Here is a 24145-nt window from a genome sequence, read left to right as displayed (position 1 = left end):
CCGGCAGACTGTCTTCCACTCAATTAAATCAATTTCCAGATATCTGTTGCGTATTCATTTATCGTCCGGTCACTTGAGAATTTGCCTGATTGTGCAATATTCACGAGACTCATCTTATTCCACGTCTGACTGTCTTCATACAGTGTCACCGCTTTGATATGCGTCTCTAGGTATGAAGTGAAATCCTTCAGGATAAAGTACGGATCGTCATTCTTTAAGATACGGTAGTAGATATCGCTGAATGTCTCACCTTTCGCGTATCGGCCGTCTTTTAAGCCGTCCAAGATAGACTTCAGGCGATCGTCTGTCCGGTAGAGATCATTCGCCTGATAGCCGCCTTCTTTCTGATAGCGAATGACTTCCTCACTCGACAGGCCGAAGATCAGGATGTTCTCCTTACCCACCAGCTCCGCGATTTCAACGTTAGCCCCGTCCATCGTTCCTAAAGTAACCGCGCCGTTCATCATCATCTTCATGTTGCCGGTACCTGAAGCTTCCATAGAGGCTGTCGAAATCTGTTCAGAAATCTCAGCAGCTGGCATGATGTATTCTGCTAATGTGACGTTATAGTTCTCAAGGAAGACCACTTTAATACGACCTGCTACATCTTTGTCCTCGTTGACTAAGTTGCCCACCAGATGAATCAGACGAATAATTTCTTTCGCCAGATGGTAGCTTGGTGCTGCCTTTGCCCCGAAAATGAAGGTCTGAGGCACCATTTTCAGCTTAGGATTCCGTTTGATTTCATTGTACAGATGAATCACATGGAAAATATTAAGCAGCTGACGCTTATACTCATGCAGACGTTTGACCTGAACATCAAATATAGAATGTTCATTCACTTCTATACCTGTCTTCTTGTAGATGACATCCTGCAGGACTTTCTTATTCTGCAGTTTCACTTCCGCTAAGCGCTCGAGGAAATCCTGATCATTCTGGTAGCGAAGCAGCTGATTCAGTTCTACCGGTGACTTGATCCAGTGGTCCCCGATGGCATCCGTAATCAGCTCAGTGAGACCCGGGTTAGCGCCCATCAGCCAGCGACGGTGCGTGATACCATTGGTCTTATTATTGAATTTCTCCGGCGTTAAGCGGTAGAAATCATGGAACGTATAGTTTTTGATGATATCAGAATGCAGTGCTGCGACACCATTGACGCTATAGCTGCCGACAATCGCAAGCTTGCTCATATGAATGACGTCATTGCTGATGACTGAGAGCTCACTGATGCGGTCACGCAGCTCCTCGTGATGCAGATAGACCTCCTGACAGAAGCGTTCATTGATCTCGTGAATAATCATGTAAATCCTCGGACTGACACGTTTGACCATGTCAACTGGCCATTTCTCAAGTGCCTCCTGCATGATGGTATGATTGGTATAAGCAAATGTGTGCGTGGTGATGGTCCACGCCTCGTCCCAGCTTAATCCTTCCTCATCCATCAGAATACGCATCAATTCAGGAATCCCGAAAGTCGGATGGGTATCATTGATCTGAATCACATTCTTCTCATGGAAGTGTTCAATCGACATGTCATATTGTGTTTTGAAACGGCGAATTAAGGTCTGAATAGTAGAAGAAACCAGGAAATACTGTTGTTTCAGTCTCAGGAAACGCCCTTCTTCTGTCGAATCATCCGGATAAAGGAAGCCGGAGATCTTTTCTACGCTCTGCATATATTCGAGTTGATTCTTATGCTGATCAGGGCTGATGGCATTCTCAGGTACTTCAGCACTCCATAATCTGAGTGTATTCACCACATCATTCTCATAGCCGGCAATCCCGACATCATAAGGGACAGCCAATACGACTTCCTGATCGCGGTAATGGAAAATATACTGATCATCTTCCACCGTAAAATCAACTTCCCCGCCAAACTTAACTTCAATCGCCTCATCGGTCTTCCGTGTCTCCCACGGATAGACTTCTCGGAGCCAGTTATCCGGCAATTCGATCTGACTGCCTGACACGATACGCTGTTCAAACAGACCATAGCGGTAGCGGATGCCAAAGCCATGACCCGCGTATCCTAAACTCGCAATGGAATCAAGAAAACATGCAGCCAGGCGGCCAAGACCGCCGTTGCCGAGACCAGCATCCTGCTCCTCTCCGTAAACCTCTCTCGGCTGACGCCCTAAATCCATCAATACTTCATCACAGACTTTCTTGAAGCCTGTATTGATGAGGTTGCTTTCAATTAAGCGGCCGATCAGAAATTCCATTGATAAATAGGAGACCTGACGTTTCTTGTCATGGATATAGCGCTGCTTAGTGTCAATACTCGCCTCATTGATAGCATCCTTGATGATAGAGGCAATCGCATAGAATAGATCTTTATCTGTCGTCTCTTCCAGTGTCTTCGTTCTTTTATCTCTAACCTTCTTGTCCAACAGCTCACGAAATTCCTCTTTAGTAAATGTCTTCACTTTTATTCTCCTTAGTAGATGTCAAGATATTGGTGTGCAGATTGAGACCAGCTATGGTTGACCTTCGTAATATTAGTGAATATCTTCTTGTAAAGTTCTGTGTCGTGATAGATAGTCAGAGAGTAGTTCAGCCGGTCCAGCAGCTCATGGGCATTATAATTGGCAAACGTCAGACCGGTGCCCGTACCCGTATAGATGTTGAAAGGCAGCACGGTATCTTTGAGGCCCCCTGTCTCACGGACAATCGGGATTGCTTTATACTGGAGCGCGATCAGCTGTGACAGCCCGCACGGCTCAAAGAGTGATGGCATGATGAAGAAGTCACTTGCCGCATAGATCCGGCGCGATAAGGCTTCGCTGAAACCGATGTAAGTATAGACTTTATCCGGATACTTAGCCGCTAAATAGTTAAAGTAGGACTCGAACTCGTACAGCCCGTTACCTAGTATCACCACCTGCACATCCTGCTGGATGAATTCCTCCAAAATATGCGTGATCAAATGCAGGCCTTTCTGTTCCACCATGCGCGTGATGATCGCATACATCGGCACCTCTTTAACGGGCAGGCCAAACTCTTTTTGCAGACGTTTCTTATTCTGGCGTTTCTTGATGATAGATGTTTTAAACGGGACATCTATATTTGAGTCTTTCATCGAATTATAATCATCAACATCCAGCCCATTGATGATACCCAGAAGATCGCCGCTGCGCATATTGAGCATCGGTTCTAATCCTTCACCGTAATGAGCGGTCTTGATCTCTTCAGCGTAAGTCGGAGAGACTGTCGTCACTTTGTCAGCATGGAAGATGCCTGCCTTCATTAAATTCAGCATGCCGCCCCATTCGAACCCTGAGAAATGACTGATATCCAGGTTGAACAGGTCACCGAATGCTGCATGCTCCATCCAGCCTTGATAGAGAATATTATGAATGGTGAAGATGGTCCGGATGCCGGGCACCGGCTGCTTGATTTTAGCTATTGCAACCGCTGCACCCGCCTGCCAGTCATGACCATGGAGCACATCAGGTTTAAAGTCGCCCCGGTAGATGAACTCGATAACCGCATTCGAGAAGTAGACGAATCGTTCGCCGTCATCTTCATAGCCATACAGATTGTCACGCTTGAAATACTGCTCATTGTCGATGAAGTAATAGTGGACCCCCTCATAGATCATCTCGTAAATACCTGTATATTGTCTTCGCCAGCCTACTTCCGTCTCAAATATCATCACTTCAGTCAGTAGTGCACGGTATTCAGACTTCAAGGCGGAGTATAACGGCAGAATGACACGGACTTCACAGTCATCCGTGTCATTTAAATATTGCGGGAGACTGCCGATCACGTCAGCAAGTCCACCCGATTTAAAGAATGGCGTACATTCAGAAGCTACAAACAATACTTTTTTCATTTTTATACCTCTTCTATATTGTTTGACGTTTTGCCACAACAAACGGTTTATCATTCGAACCCGCTAAGCGCTGGCCATCATTGATTGTGACGTCTTTATCCAGTATAACATTCTCAAGCACGACATTTTCACCGATTTTACTGTTCGTCATGATAATGGAGTTCTTGATGACAGCTCCTTTACCCACAGTAGCGCCGCGGTACAGAATGCTGTTCTCAATCGTGCCGTCTATCACACAGCCATTCGCTACGATAGAGTTCTTCACTGTACAGTCTTCTTTATATTTAGTTGGCGGCTGGTTGGAGATCTTAGTACGGACACGGCACTCCTGCATAAATATATCTTTGTAGATCTCCGGATTCAGGATAGCCAGGTTGCTGTGATAGAACGTCTTAAGTGAACTGATGTAGAACGAACGTGTATCGATATCATAGACTCTCACGTCCAGTTCACCTAACCGCTCCTGAATACCTTGAATAAAGAAGTTATCTTTATAATTACCGATACAGAAATTCAGGATATCCATTAACTTCTCTTTCTTAATGATGTAGACACCCGTAAAAAGATGCGGATTACTTTGGTCATGATTCAGGAAAGTCACTCTGCCATTCTCTTCATTGATACGCTGGACCGGGCTATGCATCTCCTGCAGCTCGTTTTCGACCTCACCGATCAATGTGATATCAGCATCAGTCTCCACATGATATTTGAAAGCGTCTTTATAGTTGACGTTCGCTATAAACTGGGAGCCGGAAATGATGACATCTGTGCCCTTAGAACGGCTGAAGAAATCGCGGTTGTTATGGAAGTGTCTTAAATCCCCGCGAGAAATATCAGTCGGGTCATGCCAGTCTGGCGGCAGCACGAAAAAACGTGACTGCTTGTCGTTCAGTCCGAAGTTTTCCCCGTTTTCAAGATGGTCAAGCAGTGAACGGTACTTCTGGTTGACAAACAATGCCAGTTCATCCACTCCGGAGTTCACCATATTGGAGATACTGAAGTCAATAAGACGATACCGACCAGCGAAAGGCACACTCGCACCGTTACGGAAGTAAGTCAGCTCCTCCAGAAAGTCATGTTCATTTTCCAAGTTAATTAAGCCCATTAAAGAACGCATCATTATTTACCTCCCTTGATAAAGTCATCGATATTGTCAGGACCGACTACAATCGGTTCCGCTTCATTTGAACCGTCAATTGTGACGCCATCCGGAATCATCAGGTCATGCATGATGATCGCTTTCTTGATGACACAGTTTTCACCGACTTCAGTTCTCGGCTGAATGATAGCATCCTGAATCAGGCTCCCTTGTCTGATGGCAACTTCACTGAACAGTACAGAATGATTCACTTTGCCGAAAATAAATGAACCCGGACAGATAAGTGAGTCCTTCAGCTCTGCTTCCGCACCGATATATTGAGGAGGCAGGTTCAGTTCGTGTGAATAGGTCGGCCACGTCTTGCTGTTCAATAGCTGTGCGAGATCCTCTTCCAGTAAGTCCATGTTCGCTTCCCAGTACGACTGGATCGTCCCTACATCCTTCCAGTAGCCATCAAATCGATAAGCGTAGAGCTGTTTGCCATTGTCGAGCATTTTAGGGATGATGTCATTACCAAAGTCATGCTCTGAATTTGGATCCTTTTCGTCTTCCACTAAGTACTCCCGAAGCAGTTTCCAGTTGAAGATATAAATCCCCATTGATGCAAGGTTGTTCTTTGGTACTGCCGGTTTTTCATCGAATTCATAGATTTTGTAGTCCTCTTCTGTATTCAGGATTCCGAAACGTGAGGCTTCTTCCAGTGGAACTTCAATAACTGAGATGGTAGCATCTGCATGCTTTTCCTTATGGAAGTCGAGCATGCGCTGATAATCCATCTGATAGATATGGTCACCTGACAGGATCAGCAGATATTCCGGATCATATTGGTCAATGAAGTGAATGTTCTTCGTGATGGCATCCGCTGTCCCTTCAAACCATGAGGCACCTTCCTGGTTGGCGAAGGGCGCCAGCACTGAAATCCCGCCTTCTTGACGGTCAAGGCCCCAAGGCTTACCCATGCCGATATGACGATTGAGAAGTAGCGGTGCATACTGAACCAGTACACCTACTGTTGAAATTTCTGAATTGGAAAGATTGCTCAGTGTAAAATCAATAATTCTGTACTTACCTCCGAAAGGCACAGCGGGTTTAGCGATATTCTTAGTCAGCTGTCCCAGTCGTGTGCCTTTCCCTCCTGCTAATAACATGCCTACTACTTCTGTACTCATCTGGATTCCCCCATTTTTTTGATTTGAGCCGTCTGCTGGTAAACTGATAGACCAAACGGTGGCAATTTCGTTCTGATAACATATTTATACCCTTGTTTCTCGCTCTTAACTGCAAAAAGCTCGTCTGATACCAACTGATTGCTGCCACCGAATTCCTCTGCATCAGAGCTGAATATTTCTTTGTATCCTGCATCTTCAGGCACACCAATTTCAAAATCATAGTACACCTGTCCAGTCATATTGATGGCAATGATCAGTTCTTCGTCCTTACTCCGACGCATATAAGTAATGACAGACTGTTGACTGTTATCCGGGTCTATCCATTGATAGCCCTCCGGCTCAAAATCAGCGGCGAATAACGCCGGATGACTGAGATAGAAATGATTAAGGGCGCGGACATATTTCTGCATGCCATGATGATAAGGATATTTAAGAATAAACCAGTCAATCTGCTCTTTATCTTTCCACTCAGAATAGAGACCGAGCTCGCTCCCCATGAATAACAGCTTCTTACCCGGCTGCGTCATCTGATAGCCGTATAATGCGCGTAAATTGGCAAACTTCTGCCACTGGTCACCAGGCATTTTATCAAGCATCGATAATTTGCCATGGACGACTTCATCATGTGAAAACGGCAGAATATAGTTTTCGTTATAGCGATACATCATCGGGAAGGTCAGGTTCTGATGATGGTAGCGACGGGCTTCCTGCGGCAGTTCGAAATAATCAAGTGTGTCATGCATGAAGCCCAGATCCCATTTATAATTGAAGCCGAGTCCGCCTCTGTCGACTGGCGCTGTAATCATCGGCATATCAGAAGAATCTTCTGCCATCATAAGGGCATGCGGATGGTATTTAAAAACGACTGTGTTTAATTTCTGGATAAATGCGACGCCTTCTTTATGAATACTGGTGCCATCTTCGTTATAGATTTTTGAGTCCGGCGTATGATTTTCAAAATTCAGGTCCGTCATACTGTGTACAGCGTCCACACGCAAGCCGTCCAGATGGAATTCTGTCAGCCAGTAGTTGGCATTGGAGATCAGGAAGCTCTGAATCTCCGGACGGCCATAATCAAACGTCAGCGTGCCCCAACCTTTTTTGTCGGCCCTTTTAGTATCCTGGTGTTCATATAGCGGCCGGCCGTCGAACTGTCTGAGACCGTGGTCATCCTTGCAGAAATGCGCGGGTACCCAGTCCATGATGACACCGATGCCTGCCTGATGAAAGGTGTCGACTAAATACTTGAAGTCATCTGGTGTACCGTAACGTGAGGTCGGTGCGTAATAACCGGTCACCTGATAGCCCCATGATAGATCAAATGGATGCTCTGTCACCGGTAATATCTCGACGTGACTGTAGCCCATCTCCTTGATGTATGGGACCATCTCCGCTGCCATCTCTCTATAGGTATAATAGGTCTTGTCTGTATAGTCATCTACACTGAGGCCGCCCTGCTCCGCTTCATGTTTGCGCCAAGTGCCTAAATGCACCTCATATATATTAATGGGTGATTTAAAATGATCACTGCTCTCACGTCTTGCTATCCACTCGGCATCCTGCCACTGATAAGTAGAAGGGGCTTCGACGATGGAAGCGGTACGGGGTCTTCTTTGCGCATATCTTGCATAAGGATCCGCTTTTAGCAGCCGGCCTTTATCCGTACCAATGACATACTTATATGTGGTCCCCGGGGCTACCTTGAACGCCGCGCGCCACAATCCTGCCTCCGTCACCCGGATGAGCGGGTAGTCAGCGCCGGTCCAGCTGTTCGCATCAAGCCCTAAGCTGACCTGGCGTGCGTGAGGCGCCCAGACAGTAAAGGTGGTCATTGCACTTGCCTGGTCATAATGGGCACCCAGGAACTGATAGGATTCATAGTGCGTCCCTTGATGAAAAAGATATTGATCTAAGTCTGAAATAGGTTGCAACTTTATCATTTCCCCTCTGTCACTTTACTTCCATTATAGTCCATACCCTCTTTTAACAGCAAAATAAATGCGAAATTCTTTAATTAATTATGAATGTTACAAAAATTAAGACAATATCGTCTTTTTGACAGCATATAAGGAGAAAAAAACAGCTGAAATCCTTATAATGAAACTATTCCTAGCAGGAGGTTGTTAAATTTATGCGTGGTTATATCGACACTTTGACGACGATCTCTTTAAAATACGCGGAACCTGTCGAAGGGCCCGCCTATCTGAGAAGTGATGTCGAGCTGTTACCCCTGGAAATCAAAACCGTCACCGCTGAGCACTATTTATTCACGGCAGCAAGTCCTATTGCACTCAACCGCACATGGTGGCTCGAGTTTTTAGACGTCCGCCTGCCGGTTGTCTCAGGTCAAGTCGTCCGAACGGCTGAATTTGACCAGCTTTATGCACGCCCGGATGATTACGGCGCCCTTTACACAAGTCAACATACGACCTTCAAGGTCTGGTCCCCTGTCGCCAGCAAGATGACACTATTCGTCAACCAAGAACCCTATGCGATGAACTATGAGGGTGGCATCTGGTCCCTGACACTGACAGGCGATTACCTCGGTGCCGTTTATTTCTACGGCGTTGAAGTGAATCACGAATATCATGAAGTCGTCGATCCATACGCCAAAGGGCTGACGGTCAATTCCACTGCCGGCGTCGTCGTAGATCCGAACGCCGCACCGTCTGGATTCTCTCTTCATGCAAGACCTATTCTGCCTCCTGCAGATAGTATTATCTACGAAGTCCATGTGCGCGACTTCTCGATGCATCCGAACAGCGGCATCCCTGACGAGCTGAAAGGGAAATTTGAGGCCATGACGCTGTCCGGAGCCACGACGAAACACGGCTATACGACCGGCTTTGATTATGTGAAATCACTCGGCATCACCCATATCGAACTGCTGCCTATCAATGATTTCGCCAAAGTGGATGACGTCCATTTTACGACGAGCTATAACTGGGGCTATGATCCGATGTATTTTCAGACACCTGATGGCAGTTTTTCTGTTGATCCTGCAGATCCGGTCAGAAGAATAGTTGAACTGAAGTCCCTTGTTCAGCATTATCATGCTGCGCAGATGGGCGTCATCCTGGATGTTGTCTTTAATCATGTCTTCCATCAGCCTTCTTCTTCTTTTGAACGTCTTGTTCCGGGCTATTATTTCCGCTATTATCCTGACTTAACGCTCAGTAACGGGACGGGTGTCGGCAATGACTTCGCGAGCGAACGACAGATGGCCCGCCAGTTTATTCTCGACACATTGGTCTATTATGCGGAAAATTTTCAGGTGGATGGTTTCCGCTTTGATCTTATGGGCGTGATTGATGTCAAGACGATGCAGCAAGTTGAGGACCAGTTGACGGCCATCAATCCGAATATGCTCATTCTCGGAGAAGGCTGGCATCTCAATACCGCCCTCCCTGATGATCAGAAGACCACACATGACCAGGCCTACCTCGTGCCGCGCATTCATTTTTTCAACGATTACTTCAGGGACACATTAAAGGGGAATAATTTTGATATCGCTGACACCGGTTATATCAATGGTGGCGGACGTTTCAGGGAACGGGTTTTTAAACTCTTTCAAGGGGACTACGGGCTACCGGTCGGTCAGACCATCAACTATACAGAGGTTCATGATAATCATACATTGTTTGACCGCCTGAGCTATCCATCAAGACAGCATACCGACAATGTGCTGAAACTCCATCAGATGACCACTATTTTCACCATTCTCAGCCAGGGGATTCCATTTATCCATGCCGGTCAGGAATTTTACAGAACGAAGTACGGGCATGGCAACACCTATAATTTAAGCGATTTCATCAATCGCATTGATTGGAACCGCCGCATGAAATACAATGAAGATATCGACATCATCAGAAAAGCCATTCAGCTGAAGAAAACCTATGAAGTCTTTCATCTTCAGGATGCTTTATCGATTCAGACACGTATTATCGAAGTCAAGGCACCAGACCCTGTGCTCGGCATTCTTCTCTTTGACAAGGATGATGAGTTTATTCTTTTCTTCAATCCTACTGTCCTCAATCATACGATTGAACTGCCGAGACCAGGGGTATTTAATATAGAACTCAGTAATGCACATTCAACAGGTGAAGTTGCCGGATCGATCGCGTTAAAGCCTTTTGAATGTCTGGTACTTAGAAAAACATTAGACTAAGGAGCGTTCATTATGCCAACAAGACAGCAATGGGAAGAAAAATTATCACAAAGTTTAATCTCTGACTCTCAGTTCAACGTACTCTCTTCGGAACAGCAGGCTGAAGGGTTTGAAGGTACACTTGCATTTGGTACAGCAGGGATCAGAGGGAAACTGGGTCTCGGGCCTAATCGTCTGAACCGTTTCACTGTGCAGAAAGTGGCACTCGGACTCAGTCAGTATCTCAACGAAATCGCCCAGGCCCCTACTGTCGTTATCGCTTACGATACACGTCACCTCTCACCGGAATTTTGTGATGAGATAGCTATCGTACTCGCTTCAAATGGGATTAAAACTTATATCTATGACCGTTATCATACAACACCGGAACTCTCCTATTCTGTCCGCCATCTTCAGACAGATGCAGGTGTGATGATCACAGCAAGTCATAACCCGCCGGAATATAACGGTATCAAGATTTACGGACCAGACGGCGGTCAGCTTGCGCTTGAAGGTTCGCAGAAAGTCAGCCAGTATATCAGCCAGATAGCAGATGAACTGAATATCGCAGTGAAAAGTAAAGAAGAGCTGCAGGAAGCGGGCCTGATTGTGCCTGTTCCTGAGGCAGTCGTCACGGATTACAAACAGGAGGTCATCCAATTAATCGGTGACATGCCGAAGTCCGACCTGAAAGTGGTCTTCTCAAGCCTGCATGGCACAAGTGTGCCGATTGTACCTGAAATTCTTGATGGGGTCGGTTTTAAGAACTATGAGCTGGTTAAAGCGCAATGTCAGCCAGACGCTGATTTCACCAGTGTAAAATCGGCGAATCCTGAAGACCATGATGCATTCGATATGGCAGTCGAACTCGGCAGAGCAACAAAGGCCGATCTGCTGATTGCAACGGATCCAGATGCTGACCGTATGGGGATCGTAGCGCTGCATAACGGCGACTACCATTACTTCAACGGCAATCAGCTCGGCAGTCTGCTTCTTGACTACCGCATCGGCCAGACAGAAGGGATGGCGGACCGGGCTGCCGTTAAATCGATTGTGACCAGTGAGCTCGGAAAAGTCATCGCAGAGCGCAACGGCGTCAGAATGTTTGATGTCCTGACCGGTTTCAAGTTCATCGCAGAAAAAATCGCGGAATTTGAAGCGCAGAACAGTTACCACTACATCTTCGGATACGAGGAAAGTTACGGTTATATGGCCAGTCCATTCGTGCGTGACAAGGACGCAGTCCAGATTGTGCCGTTAATCATCAAGCTGGCCAGCGAACTGAAAAATGAAGGCAGAACATTAGTCGATCAGATGAACGACCTCTACCGTGACTATGGTCACTATCAGGAGAAGCTCTTCGCCCATACTCTTGAGGGGCAGAGCGGCAAAGAAAAGATCCAGAACATCATGACAGAAGCACGGGACAATGCCCCGAGCGAGATAGCCGGACTAAAAGTCATCGCAACAGAAGATTATCTCAAGCAGGAGCGCGTGGATGCGGACGGTGTGCATACTATTGACCTTCCTCAGGCCGATGTCCTTAAGTTCTTCTTTGAGGACGGCTGGATTGCTTTAAGACCTTCAGGTACTGAGCCCAAGATCAAACTATATGTCTCGCTCATTACTGATGACATTGATACCATTGCAGAAAAAATAAACCAGCTGTTTTTCAGCTGAGCAAAAAAGCACTTGACCCGATGGTCAAGTGCTTTTTAAATGCCGCTGAAGAAATTGAGCCAGCTGATATGGCGTGTGAACATCATATACAGGACGATGAGTACGAGTAGTAACAAGTTCATCTTAAAGATATCCACTTCAAATTTATGGTCCTGATGATAGGAGATGAAGAGTCGCGTCGGAATACTGAGCACCACTAGAAATGTCAGGATTTCTAACGCGTGATTATAAGGCAATGACAACAGCTTAAAGCCGAACTGGATGAAACCGAAGACACAGACCAATGTGTAATAGCTCAATATATCTACAAAAACCTTATAGATGGTAATATTGGCGTTGATTGAAATCAGCTGAGTGAAGAATGTGAAAATAATGAGTACAAGTGTAAAGACAAGTCCGGATAAGGCATACTGCAGTCCTTCCTGCCAGTCAAACTGCTCACCGACCGCACCGACGAAAAAGAGGATGACAATATAGAGCAGGAGATTCAGCAGGGCCCAGAGGAAATATCTGCCGCTCGTCTGATCATCTGCGACAATCTGGGGCCTGGACAAGGTATATTTAAAAAAACTCTGAAATGACTCTATTTTATACTCAAACTCTGCTGCAGGTCTGATCACTAATGCCTTCAGGCTGGATTTCTTGTCCGGCAGCTGATTAAACTGTCTTACCCTTTTCGCGGGCGTGGTGTCCTTAATAAAGGAATTGATGTGATCCCATTTTTTGCTCATATGTCACCTCCAAAAAACGACTCGTTTATTGTAGTATACAACAAACGAGTCGTTTCAGGGTTAAAGATTATCACGGAAATCCACTAACGTCGCGATATCCTCTTCTTTTATTCTTTTTAAATCAGCGGCAACTTTGATCAGTGAATCAAAATCGCTCAATGTATAGTAGGGATAACCCGCTGCTGCCAGGCGCTCCTGCCCCTTGTTAAGCTGATAGCTGAAAATCGCGACAATACCCAGTACTTCCGCGCCGTGTTCTTTAAGTGCATCTGCTGCATCAATTGCAGAACCCCCTGTTGAGATCAGATCTTCGATGACAACCACCTTCTGACCCGGTTTGACAAGTCCTTCAATCTGATTCCCTTTACCATGCTTCTTGCTTGATGAACGGACATAGCTCATCGGCAGCGCCATTTTCTGTGCCACGAATGCCGCATGAGGAATCCCGGCAGTAGCGGTGCCTGCGATGACTTCTACATCAGAGAAATGTTCTTTAATGAGTGTGACGAGTCCTTCAGCTACTTCATCACGCACTTCCGGATAAGACATCGTCAGACGGTTGTCACAGTAGATAGGACTCTTGATACCGGATGCCCATGTGAACGGTTCGTCCGGACTCAGTGACACTGCTTCAATTTCAAGTAAACGTTTTGCAATCTCTTCCTTTAACATCCTTGTTCCCACGCTTTCTTAATTGAATGATATTTCGCAACCGGATCACTCGCCTGTGTGATTGAGCGACCGACCACAATATGGGTCGACCCATTCTGACGGGCAAATTCAGGCGTTGCGATTCTGACTTGATCACCTTGTGCATCTTCCAGCGTCCGAATACCCGGCGTCACTTTCAGGAACGCTTCACCTAACGCGTCACGTATTAAAGCACTTTCATTTGCTGAGCAGACGACTCCCGCAAGTCCGGCATCGCGCGTCACGCGTGCATAGTTTACAATACTGTCGTTAATGCTTCCCGGAATACCCTGCTCCTGATTCATCATCTCTTCTGACGTACTTGTCAGCTGAGTGACGGCGATAAGCTGTGCCTGACTGCCGCCTTGCTGCAGGCCGTCCAGTGCCGCTCTCATCATCTTACTGCCACCTGCCGCATGCACGTTGATCATCTGGATATCCAGGCCGGCAAGGCCTCTCATCGCCTGGCCCACCGTGTTCGGGATATCATGCAGCTTCAGGTCGAGGAAGATATCATGCCCGAGGTCACGGACTTCCTTGACAATTGCGGGTCCGTTCTGCAGATAGAGTTCCATACCGATCTTGACAAAAAGCCGTTCATCAAAGGGCTTCAGGAAAGTCAGTACTTCTGTCATATTTTTAAAGTCTAATGCGATAATGGGATCAGTGTTCATTTTTTACCCCCAGAATATTGAGTGTTCGTCCTTTAAGCTCATGTATATGCTGGACGCCAAGTGTGTCCAGCAGGCTCGGCAGTTCATCAATGATCTCCTGACAGACCGTCGGATTCTGGAAGTTCGCGGTCCCGACAGCCACCGCATCTGCCCCGACAGAGATATAGTCAATCACGTCCTGCGCTGAAGTCACGCCGCCCATTGCGATGATAGGAATATCCAGATGCTGACGGACTTCGTAGACCATGCGCATAGCGACCGGCTTAATGGCCGGACCACTTAAGCCGCCGATCGTATTGGCGATAATCGGTGCGCCTGTTCTGCTGTTCAGCTGCAGACCTACGAGCGTATTGATCATCGTCAAGCCGTCGCAGTGAGGCGCGACAGCCTGAGCCATCTGGACGATGTTTGTGACATTCGGTGATAGTTTGACGTATACCGGAACGCTCGACACTTCCTTTACTCGACGTGTCAGACGTGCAGCTGTCACGGGGTCAGTGCCGAACTGAATGCCGCCTTCCTTGACATTCGGACACGAGATGTTCAGTTCAAGCGCATGAACATTCGGGGCCTTTGAGATATGTTCTGCGACATAGACATAATCTTCCTCAGTAGAACCTGCTACATTTGCGATGATCGGTGTCGTGAATTGTTCAAGCCACTTGAGTTCATGGTCCATAATATGATGGACCCCCGGATTCTGCAGGCCGATCGCATTGATCATACCGCTCGATGTCTCAGCTACACGCGGTGTCGGATTACCGAAGCGCTGTTCTTTGGTGGCCGCTTTGATCATGATAGCCCCTAAGTTATTTAAATCCATGAACCGGGCATATTCCTGACCGAAAGCGAAACAGCCGGATGCCGGCATCACCGGGTTCTTTAAGTCGAGGCCAGGCAGTTTTACGTTCAGTCTCATAGTTCCAGTTCTCCTTTCTTAAAGACCGGTCCATCGGTACAGATCTTGACGTAGCCATGTTCATTGTCGGCCTTGCAGACACAGGCATAACATGCCCCGATGCCGCAGCCCATCCGTTCTTCAAGTGATACGTAACCTTCAGTATCCGGCAGTGCCGCCTGAATCGCCTTGATCATGACGATGGGACCACAAGTGTAGAACGTATCATATGTTTGCGGCAGATCGCGTATCACATCTGTTACAAAGCCCTGTGTGCCGTAACTGCCGTCCGCTGTCGCGATATGGGTCTCGCCGAGTGCTGCAAACTTGTCCGCATAGAAGATATCTTCCTGAGAATTGAAGCCCAGCACATGAATCGTTCTGATGCCTCTGCTATTCAGCTGTTTGGAGAGTTCATACAGAGGGGGCACACCAATTCCTCCACCGATCAATAGCGCTGTCTCTTTCGCTGCTGCCACCGGGAAACCGTTGCCGAGGGGTGCTAGAATATCGATTGCGTCACCTGCTTTAGCTTTAGCCAGAGCTTTTGTCCCTTTACCATCCGCACGGTAAAGACAGGTCAGTGTTGCCTTCTCGCGGTCCACCTCACAGATAGAGATCGGTCTTCTGAGCATAAACTCAGAAGAATCTCCGACTCTGATGTGAACAAACTGTCCAGGTGTCTGCATGTTACGCGTGATTTCACCTTGCATCACCAGTTCATAAATATTTCGTGCAATCAGATTGTGACTGACAACCGTCATTTTTTCCTGCATGATATCCTCCTACATCTGATTCATATTAAATGTCATGCTTTCAATGACATCGATTAAGGCACGTGCTGTATCCAAAGATGTCAGACATGGAACACCGTTATCCACTGATTCACGTCTGATCTGGAAACCATCCCGCTCAAACTGCTTCCCTTTTGTCATCGTATTGATGACGAGCTGGACACGACCATCCTTGATGACATCCAGCAAGTTCAGCTCATCACCGATCTTGCTGACTTCAACAACCGGAATACCCGCTTCTGTTAAAGCTTGCGCTGTGCCTTTTGTCGCCATGATGCGGTAACCGACATTATGCAGACGTTTAACAAGTTCAGTCACTTCTGCCTTATCTTTATCTGCGACTGTCACCAGTGCTGTACCATGATCCTTGACCTGCAGTCCGCTGGCAACCAGGCCTTTATAAAGGGCTTTCTCTAATGTGACATCTTTACCCATGACTTCCCCGGTAGATTTCATCTCCGGACCCAGCGTAATATCGACGTTCTTAAGTTTGCTGAAGCTGAAGACCGGCGCTTTAACGAAGACCCCTTCTTTGAAAGGGATGAGACCATTTGAGTAGCCTTTGTCAGTCAGTTTCTCACCTAACACGGCCTTCATTGCCAGGTTCGCCATCGGAACTTCTGTGATCTTACTTAAGAAAGGTACGGTCCGGCTTGAACGCGGGTTCACTTCCAGGACATAGACTTTGTCGTCCGCAATAACGAACTGGATATTGAGCAGACCGATGATTTCTAAGCCGCGTGCGAGACGTTCTGTGTAGTCTGCCAGTGTAGCAATATGTTCCTGTGATAAGCTCTGCGGCGGATAAACAGCGATTGAGTCGCCTGAGTGAACACCCGCCCGTTCAATATGTTCCATAATACCTGGAATGACGACCGTTTCACCGTCACAGATAGCATCAACCTCGATTTCCTTCCCGGTCAGATAACGGTCAATCAGCACCGGATGTTCAGGACTTGCTTTCACTGCCTGCGTCATATAGCTGGTCAGTTCCTGCTCATCGTAGACGATTTCCATGGCGCGGCCACCCAGAACGTATGAAGGGCGAACCAGCACGGGATAACCGATATAGTTAGCGTTGGCTATAGCCTCCTCCACTGAAGTGGCTGTTTTACCGAGCGGCTGCGGGATCCCGATCTTCTGCATCAGCGCTTCAAATTCCTTGCGGTCTTCCGCTCTGTCCAGGTTTTCAAGGGAAGTCCCTAATATCTTAACGCCGTACTTTTCAATCTTATCCGCCAGGTTGATAGCGGTCTGGCCACCGAACTGGACGACAACCCCTTCCGGCTGCTCAAGATTGATGATGTTCATCACTTCTTCTTCCGTCAGCGGTTCGAAGTACAGTTTATCCGAGATGGAGAAGTCTGTTGATACGGTTTCAGGGTTATTATTGATGATGATGGCCTCGTAACCGGCCTCACGAATCGCCCATACCGCGTGGACCGTTGCATAGTCAAACTCAACCCCTTGACCGATACGGATCGGACCGGACCCGAGCACAATGACTTTCTTCTTATCAGACACGACTGATTCGTTTTCTGTTTCATAAGTGCCGTAGAAGTAAGGTGTGTTTGACTCAAACTCAGAGGCACAAGTATCGACCATCTTATAGACCGGTAGAATCTGATGCTGTTGTCTTAAGTCATAGACTTCCCGTTCTGACATATTCCAGCGGTGAGCAATCACGCGGTCACTGAAACCATATTTTTTGGCCCAGATCAGGTGATCAATATCTCCCGGATGTTCCTTTAAATCATGTTCAATATCGATGATGTGCTGCATTTTATTCAGGAAGAAGAGATCGATTTTAGTCAGCTCATGAATATGTTCAGGTGTCACGCCGCGACGCAGTGCTTCACCAATGAAGAACAGACGTTCATCATCCTGCTCCAGAATACGTTGCTTGATGAAATCCAGCTCAAACTCTTCACCATTAGGTAGACCGAGGTGATGCACTCCATATTCAAGTGAGCGAATCGCTTTCAGTAATGATTCTTCGTATGTGCGCCCGATTGCCATCACTTCGCCTGTCGCTTTCATCTGTGTGCCGAGGACCCGCTCACCTTTCTCAAACTTATCGAACGGGAACCGCGGAATTTTAGAGACGACATAGTCGAGTGCCGGTTCAAATGCTGCATAGCTTGTCCCTGTAACAGGGTTTAACATCTCATCAAGTGTCAGACCGACTGCAATCTTCGCAGCAAGTTTAGCAATCGGATAGCCTGTCGCCTTAGAAGCAAGCGCAGAAGAACGTGATACCCGTGGATTGACCTCAATGATGTAATAATTATAGGAATGCGGGTCAAGCGCTAACTGAACGTTACAGCCGCCTTCAATCTCAAGTGCACGGATGATTTTCAGCGAAACGTCACGCAGCATGTGGTATTCTCTGTCTGATAATGTCTGAGACGGTGCCACAACGATTGAGTCCCCTGTATGAATGCCGACCGGATCGATGTTCTCCATGTTACAGACGACGATTGCGTTGTCATTGGAGTCACGCATGACCTCATATTCTATCTCCTTGAACCCTGCGATAGATTTTTCAATCAGACACTGAGTCACCGGTGAGTATTTCAGACCGTTCGTCACGATTTCAATCAGTTCCTGTTCGTCATGACAGATACCGCCGCCAGTTCCCCCCATCGTGAATGCAGGGCGTACAATCACCGGATAGCCGATGTCATTCGCAAAATCAACGGCTCCTTGCACATCGTTGACGATATCACTTTCAGGTACCGGTTCGCCGAGTTCATTCATCAGGCTGCGGAATAGGTCGCGGTCTTCCGCCTGTTCGATGGATGACAGTTTCGTGCCGAGCAACGTCACGTTATTCTCTTCCAGAATACCTGCCTCGTGCAGCTGGACCGCCATATTCAGTCCAGTCTGACCACCGAGTGTCGGCAGCAGTGCGTCCGGCTGCTCTTTACGGATGATGCGCGCCACAAAATCAAGGGTCAACGGCTCGATATAGACTTTGTCCGCTATCTCGGTATCCGTCATGATGGTCGCCGGGTTAGAGTTGACGAGGATCACGCGATAGCCTTCTTCGCGTAGCGCAAGACAGGCTTGAGTCCCTGCATAGTCGAATTCTGCTGCCTGCCCGATAATAATCGGACCTGAACCGATTACGAGTATAGTCTTAATATCATTACGTTTAGCCATTCATGACACTCCCTTTATTTTCGTTCATCATCTGAATAAAATCATCGAATAAGTAGTTTGGATCGTGTGGCCCTGGACTTGCTTCAGGGTGATACTGCACTGAGAATGCCGGCAGTTCTTTATGGCGCAGACCTTCGACAGTGCCGTCGTTCAGTGCGACGTGTGTGATCACTAGATCAGTATCCTTCACTGTTTCAGGGTCTACTGAGTAGCCATGGTTCTGAGATGTGATCTCAATTTTACCGGTCGCCAGGTTCTTGACCGGATGATTCGCACCGCGGTGACCGAATTTCATCTTGAATGTAGAGGCACCGCATGCAAGGGCAAAGAGCTGATGACCGAGGCAGATGCCGAAGAATGGTATTTTACCGAGAATGCCATTGATCATCTGGATGCCCTCCTGCACGACTTCCGGATTACCCGGTCCGTTTGACAGCATCACGCCGTCCGGACGTAAACGCAGGATCTCTTCTGCTGTTGTATTCCAGGGCATGACTGTGACATCACAGCCGCGTAGATTCAGCTCACGGACAATATTCTCTTTTTTGCCGAAGTCAATCAGCACAACGCGTAAGTCGTTACCTGTTGAGACATAGGCGGTCTTTGTAGATACTTGCGCCACTTCATCCGTCGGAAATTCAGCTGTTTTTAAACTTGCAATAGTCGCTTCTACATCCGCTTCCTCATTAACAAATGCTGCTTTAAGTACACCGTGCTGGCGGATAATGCGTGTCAGTTTACGTGTATCAACACCATCAATCCCCGGAATATCGTAATTTTTCAGTGTCTCATCAAGTGAAGCCATATTACGGAAGTTGCTTGGCAGTTCACACGCCTCACGCACGACCATCCCTTTTAATGAAGGATTCAACGTCTCATAGTCATCACGGTTGATACCGTAATTACCGATTAACGGATAGGTGAAAGTGATGATCTGTCCTGTATAGGAAGGATCAGACAGTGTTTCCTGATAACCTGTCATCGCTGTATTAAAAACGATTTCCCCTTCTGTCTCCTTCTCACTGCCGAAACGGTAGCCTTTAAAAATCGTGCCGTCTTCCAGTACTAAAAATCTTTGTTTACGCATGTTGCCCCTCCTGATAAGCGATTTTCCCTTCTGCCAGTGTCAAAGTCACATTACCGAAGACTTTTTCTCCGATAAAGGGTGTGTTTGAACTCTTTGATAAGAAGTCTTCTGCTTTAATCTCATACTCTTCATCTAAATTAATAACAGCAATATCTGCCGGTTCTCCAACTGCGAGCCTGCCATAGGGCAGTTTAAAGACATCTGCCGGTTTTGTTGTCAAATATTCAACGAGCTGTGCAAGCGTCCAGTCACCGTCTTTAACAAATCTTGTGTAAAGTAACGGGAAAGCTGTCTCGCTGCCGACAATGCCGAACGGTGCTTTGACCATCGGCTGATTTTTTTCTTCTGCCGCGTGTGGTGCATGGTCTGTCGCGATGAAATCGATTGTGCCGTCTAACAGTGCTTCAATCAATGCTTCCTGATCCTCTTTAGAACGCAGCGGTGGATTCATCTTGAGGATCGCATCATCTTCAGTGATGGCATTCTCGTTCAGCAGCAGATGATGCGGTGTGACTTCAGCTGTTACATTGATGCCTGCTTTCTTTGCATCGCGAATCGCTCTGATGCTCTCTCTACTTGAAACATGACAGACATGATAGTGACAGCCTGCTGCTTCAGCGAGCAGAACGTCACGCGCAATCTGGACAGCCTCACATATAGAAGGGATTCCAGGAATCCCGAGCTTCTCTGATACTTTACCTTCATGCATAGCGCCGCCGTAAATCAGTGAGTTATCCTCGCAGTGGGCCACAATCGCCATGTCGAGCTTCGCTGCCTGCTGCATGGCCTCGTACATCACAGAAGCCGTCTGGACACCGACACCGTCATCAGTGAATGCAAATGCGCCGTGCTCTTTCAGTGCCTTAAAGTCCACCAGCTTCTCGCCCAGCTGACGCTCTGTGATAGAGGCATAGGGCAGCACGCGTAACACTGCATTGTCCTGAATCGTTTTATTCAGTCGATCTAGGTTTTCCACTGTATCAGGAACCGGACGTGTATTCGGCATCGGGCAGACCGTCGTGAATCCTCCGCGCGCTGCTGCTTTTGTACCTGTCTCGATCGTCTCCTTGTGCTCACCGCCGGGCTCACGTAAATGGACGTGTACATCGATGAATCCTGCTGACACAAACTGGCCGTTCAAGTCAATGATTTCACTATTATAAACATTTAAGTGTTCACCGATTTCTGAAATTTTACCGTCCTTTATTCTGATGTCCCTTTCAACAAGCTGGCCATTCTCTAAAATCTGTCCGCCTCGCAGTAATGTACTCATTCTATTTCTCTCCCTTTTTCAGAATATGACTTAAAATACTCATTCTTGTATAGACGCCATTTTCCATCTGTCTGAAGATCCGTGATTTACTTGCTTCCACTAACTGTGATTCAATCTCCACTCCGCGGTTGACAGGTGCCGGATGCATGACAATTGCCGTATCCTTCATTCTGTTGTAACGCTCACCAGTCAGACCGAACTCATGGTGATAGTGGGCTTCCTCAAACGTCTTGCCGCCGTTATGCCGTTCGTGCTGGACACGAAGGAGCATACAGACATCCAGTTCTTCTATCACGTCATCAATCTTGACGTACTCTGCATCAATCGTTTTGTCCTGCCAGTAGTCCGGAGCAGCAAAGCGTACTTTCGCACCGAGTCTTGTCAGTGCCTCCTGATTGCTGCGTGCGACACGTGAGTTCAGGATATCACCGCAGATCAGTACGTTCAGTCCTTCAAAAGTACCGTACTCTTCGTAGATAGTCATCAAGTCCAGCAGACACTGACTCGGATGCTGACCGCTGCCATCCCCACCATTGACGACTGGTATACCGAGATTGACGAGCTCTTTATAGTACTCGTTCTCAGGATGGCGAATGACCAGGACATCGACGCCGATACTTTCCAGTGACTTTGCTGTATCATAAAGTGTTTCACCTTTTGTGACAGATGAAGTTGACGTCTCAAACGGAATGACATCCAGCCCGAGTTTACGCTCAGCCATTTCAAATGAACATTTGGTTCGGGTCGAGTTCTCAAAGAAAAGATTAGCGGCATAGCCCGCGAAACGTTCGACTTCACCTGCTTTGATACGCTGTGCCTGAGTGATGATCGACATGATTTCTTCATTAGAGAGATGTGCGATTGATAAGAAGTTATCCATTATATCCGCTCCTATTCGTGTACTTTTGCTTCAGGTAAGATCAGGTTCAGCAGGATGCCTGCCAGCGCGGCAAGCGCCATACCTTCAATGTTCAGATGAATGTTCTGTACCGTGAAATCAATGTGTGCTTTACCGATACCGAGTACTAAAATAACAGATGCGATGATCAGATTGCGTTTATCACCGAAATCGACTTTTGACTCAACGAGCATCCGTAAGCCGCTTGCTGCAATGATACCGAAGAGCAGGATGGATACACCGCCCATGACAGGTGTCGGAATGCTGGAGACCAGCGCAGTGAACTTGCCGACGAAGCCCAGAATAAGAGCAAGGACAGCTGCCCCGCCGATGACCCAGATACTGTAGATTCTGGTGATGGCCAGCACGCCGATATTCTCACCGTACGTCGTGCTCGGTGGCCCGCCGATCAATGCAGCGACCATAGTTGAGATGCCGTCTCCCATCAAACTGCGGTGCAGTCCGGGATTTCTGAAGAAGTCGCGGCCGACAATCTTATTGATGACCACTTGATGACCAATGTGCTCACTCACTGTGACAAAGACAATCGGTATCATGACCATGATGAGTACCCAGTCAAATGTCGGCGTGTAATCGCGGTAAGGCATATAAATATCAGGCAGCTGCAGCCAGTGTGCTTTAGCAATGCCAGAAAAATCTACCACCCCGAGCATCACGGCTGTCATATAACCTGTGATGATGCCCATCAGAATCGGAATGATGGAGAAGAAGCCTTTTGCAAATATATTGAACGCGATCACTGTCAGTAAAGTGACGCCTGCAATAATGAGATACTTGCCGTTGTAGCCGGTCGCTGCACCACTATCTGTGTACATCGCCATATTGACTGCAACCGGTGCCAGGCCAAGTCCGATGACCATAATGACCGGACCTACGACGACCGGCGGCAGCAGTTTCAGCAGCCAGTCAGTGCCGCTCAGTTTAATCAGGAAGCCGATAATGACATACATCAGCCCTGACATAAAGAGGGCGACAAGCATTTCTCCGAGCTCATGCGTCTTTAAGCCGACAATGATCGGCGTGATAAAAGCAAAACTTGAGCCGAGGTAAGCCGGAATCTGGCCTTTCGTGATCAAGATGTACAGCAGCGTGCCGAGACCTGATGCAATCAAGGCAGCTGAGACAGGCAGGCCCGTCAAATAAGGGACGAGGACTGTCGCACCGAACATCGCGAATAAGTGCTGTGAACTGAGCAGCAGCCATTCACTTTTTTTCGGTTTTTCATGAACATCATAAATCGGTTCCACTGTTCTGTCGTAAATCTCTTCATTCATCTGCATGTATATTCTCCTTTTAAAAAAAGCCTCTTTGCGTACGCAAAGAGGCTTAAGTTTTCACTTAATCACCCTTTGCCGGTCTCTCGTACCGATTTAAAAGAGTTATTTAATATAGACTTGTGTTTTTTCGTCCACTTCATCAAGCATGACGATGATTTCTTCACTGAGCGCCGTCGGAATGTTCTTGCCGATGAAGTCCGCACGAATCGGCAGCTCACGGTGTCCCCTGTCGACCAGCGTCGCCAGACTGATGCGGTTCGGACGCACGTGGTCCAGGATGGCATCCAGGGAAGCACGCACTGTGCGGCCTGTATAAAGGACATCATCCACAATGACCACATGTTTGCCATTCAGATCCGCATCAATCTCAAAGGCCTGGACATCTGTATCTACCCGGTCCGTCACATCGTCCCGGTATTTAGTGACATCAAGCACACCTGTCGGCACAGTGATCCCTTCAATCCGTTCAATCTTCGCCTGAATACGTTCAGCGAGGAAGACGCCGCGTGTACGGATACCGAGCAGCACCAGATTCTGTGTGCCCTTGTTATTCTCCAGGATCTCATGCGCTATACGCGTCAGAGTCCGGTCAATCGCCTTGTCGTCAAGTACAATCCGCTGTTTCATCATAACCCTCCTAAAAAACCTCACGTCAAATAGACGTGAGGTTATCCTGCTCAACGCCTTATGAGCCTCTCTGGACTCAG

General features: G+C 47.4%; 18 protein-coding genes. 2 read left to right on the top strand and 16 right to left on the bottom strand.

The features are described from left to right. Positions 1 to 23: 23 nt before the first annotated feature. From ERX55_RS03675 to glgB, 5 genes are read right to left on the bottom strand one after another with little or no spacing between them, the layout of a single operon-like run. On the bottom strand, positions 24 to 2426 hold the full coding sequence (locus ERX55_RS03675; protein ID WP_133451247.1) for a glycogen/starch/alpha-glucan phosphorylase: 2403 nt from the start codon (positions 2424 to 2426) through the stop codon (positions 24 to 26). 11 nt (positions 2427 to 2437) lie between these two features. Next, on the bottom strand, positions 2438 to 3835 hold the full coding sequence (locus tag ERX55_RS03670; protein WP_133451246.1) for a glycogen synthase: 1398 nt from the start codon (positions 3833 to 3835) through the stop codon (positions 2438 to 2440). Between the two features lie 13 nt (positions 3836 to 3848). Further along, complete coding sequence (gene glgD, locus ERX55_RS03665; protein ID WP_243721446.1) at positions 3849 to 4955, bottom strand: glucose-1-phosphate adenylyltransferase subunit GlgD; 1107 nt, start codon at positions 4953 to 4955, stop codon at positions 3849 to 3851. Then, positions 4955 to 6103 (bottom strand): glucose-1-phosphate adenylyltransferase, encoded by a 1149-nt coding sequence (locus ERX55_RS03660; RefSeq protein WP_133451245.1) that lies wholly within the window; start codon positions 6101 to 6103, stop codon positions 4955 to 4957. Before ERX55_RS03660 ends, glgD begins: the two co-directional genes overlap by 1 nt. After that, positions 6100 to 8043, bottom strand: a complete 1944-nt coding sequence (glgB, locus tag ERX55_RS03655) for a 1,4-alpha-glucan branching protein GlgB (protein WP_133451244.1) — start codon at positions 8041 to 8043, stop codon at positions 6100 to 6102. The genes ERX55_RS03660 and glgB overlap by 4 nt, the downstream gene beginning before the upstream one ends. Before the next feature lie 191 nt (positions 8044 to 8234). Here glgB and pulA point away from each other — a divergent pair, with 191 nt between their 5' ends. Both pulA and ERX55_RS03645 read left to right on the top strand, forming a co-directional pair. Further along, a complete protein-coding gene (gene pulA / locus ERX55_RS03650; RefSeq protein ID WP_133451243.1) occupies positions 8235 to 10271 on the top strand; it encodes a type I pullulanase in 2037 nt (678 codons plus the stop codon). A 12-nt stretch (positions 10272 to 10283) separates the two neighbouring features. After that, entirely contained in the window at positions 10284 to 11930 is a 1647-nt protein-coding gene (locus ERX55_RS03645; RefSeq protein WP_133451242.1) for a phospho-sugar mutase, read from the top strand. Between the two features lie 35 nt (positions 11931 to 11965). On the opposite strand, the gene ERX55_RS03640 is transcribed toward ERX55_RS03645, so the two are convergent. The 11 genes from ERX55_RS03640 to pyrR form a co-directional block, all read right to left on the bottom strand. Further along, on the bottom strand, positions 11966 to 12661 hold the full coding sequence (locus tag ERX55_RS03640; protein ID WP_133451241.1) for a hypothetical protein: 696 nt from the start codon (positions 12659 to 12661) through the stop codon (positions 11966 to 11968). 60 nt (positions 12662 to 12721) lie between these two features. Continuing rightward, entirely contained in the window at positions 12722 to 13333 is a 612-nt protein-coding gene (gene pyrE, locus ERX55_RS03635; protein WP_133451240.1) for an orotate phosphoribosyltransferase, read from the bottom strand. Continuing rightward, on the bottom strand, positions 13327 to 14025 hold the full coding sequence (gene pyrF, locus ERX55_RS03630) for an orotidine-5'-phosphate decarboxylase (protein WP_133451239.1): 699 nt from the start codon (positions 14023 to 14025) through the stop codon (positions 13327 to 13329). Before pyrF ends, pyrE begins: the two co-directional genes overlap by 7 nt. Next, complete coding sequence (locus tag ERX55_RS03625) at positions 14015 to 14944, bottom strand: dihydroorotate dehydrogenase (RefSeq protein WP_133451238.1); 930 nt, start codon at positions 14942 to 14944, stop codon at positions 14015 to 14017. The genes pyrF and ERX55_RS03625 overlap by 11 nt, the downstream gene beginning before the upstream one ends. Continuing rightward, on the bottom strand, positions 14941 to 15699 hold the full coding sequence (locus ERX55_RS03620; RefSeq protein ID WP_133451237.1) for a dihydroorotate dehydrogenase electron transfer subunit: 759 nt from the start codon (positions 15697 to 15699) through the stop codon (positions 14941 to 14943). Before ERX55_RS03620 ends, ERX55_RS03625 begins: the two co-directional genes overlap by 4 nt. 9 nt (positions 15700 to 15708) lie before the next feature. Then, a complete protein-coding gene (gene carB, locus ERX55_RS03615) occupies positions 15709 to 18882 on the bottom strand; it encodes a carbamoyl-phosphate synthase large subunit (protein WP_133451236.1) in 3174 nt (1057 codons plus the stop codon). Next, positions 18875 to 19969, bottom strand: a complete 1095-nt coding sequence (locus ERX55_RS03610; protein ID WP_133451235.1) for a carbamoyl phosphate synthase small subunit — start codon at positions 19967 to 19969, stop codon at positions 18875 to 18877. The genes carB and ERX55_RS03610 overlap by 8 nt, the downstream gene beginning before the upstream one ends. Next, positions 19962 to 21242 carry a dihydroorotase gene (locus tag ERX55_RS03605; protein WP_133451234.1) on the bottom strand — a complete coding sequence of 427 codons (1281 nt, stop codon included), beginning with the start codon at positions 21240 to 21242 and terminating at the stop codon, positions 19962 to 19964. The genes ERX55_RS03610 and ERX55_RS03605 overlap by 8 nt, the downstream gene beginning before the upstream one ends. 1 nt (position 21243) lies before the next feature. Beyond that, positions 21244 to 22122, bottom strand: coding sequence for an aspartate carbamoyltransferase catalytic subunit (locus tag ERX55_RS03600; RefSeq protein ID WP_133451233.1), 879 nt, complete (start codon positions 22120 to 22122; stop codon positions 21244 to 21246). Between the two features lie 11 nt (positions 22123 to 22133). Then, the gene (locus ERX55_RS03595; protein WP_133451232.1) at positions 22134 to 23441 is read right to left on the bottom strand and encodes a uracil-xanthine permease family protein; all 1308 of its coding nucleotides are present in this window, start codon (positions 23439 to 23441) and stop codon (positions 22134 to 22136) included. 99 nt (positions 23442 to 23540) lie between these two features. Further along, positions 23541 to 24065 (bottom strand): bifunctional pyr operon transcriptional regulator/uracil phosphoribosyltransferase PyrR, encoded by a 525-nt coding sequence (gene pyrR, locus ERX55_RS03590; RefSeq protein ID WP_133451231.1) that lies wholly within the window; start codon positions 24063 to 24065, stop codon positions 23541 to 23543. Positions 24066 to 24145: the final 80 nt, after the last annotated feature.

Source organism: Macrococcus bovicus, from assembly GCF_004359575.1.
GTDB lineage: Bacteria > Bacillota > Bacilli > Staphylococcales > Staphylococcaceae > Macrococcus > Macrococcus bovicus.
The sequence above is the reverse complement of the archived record's forward strand: the minus strand, read 5'-3'. Positions and strand labels throughout refer to the sequence as shown.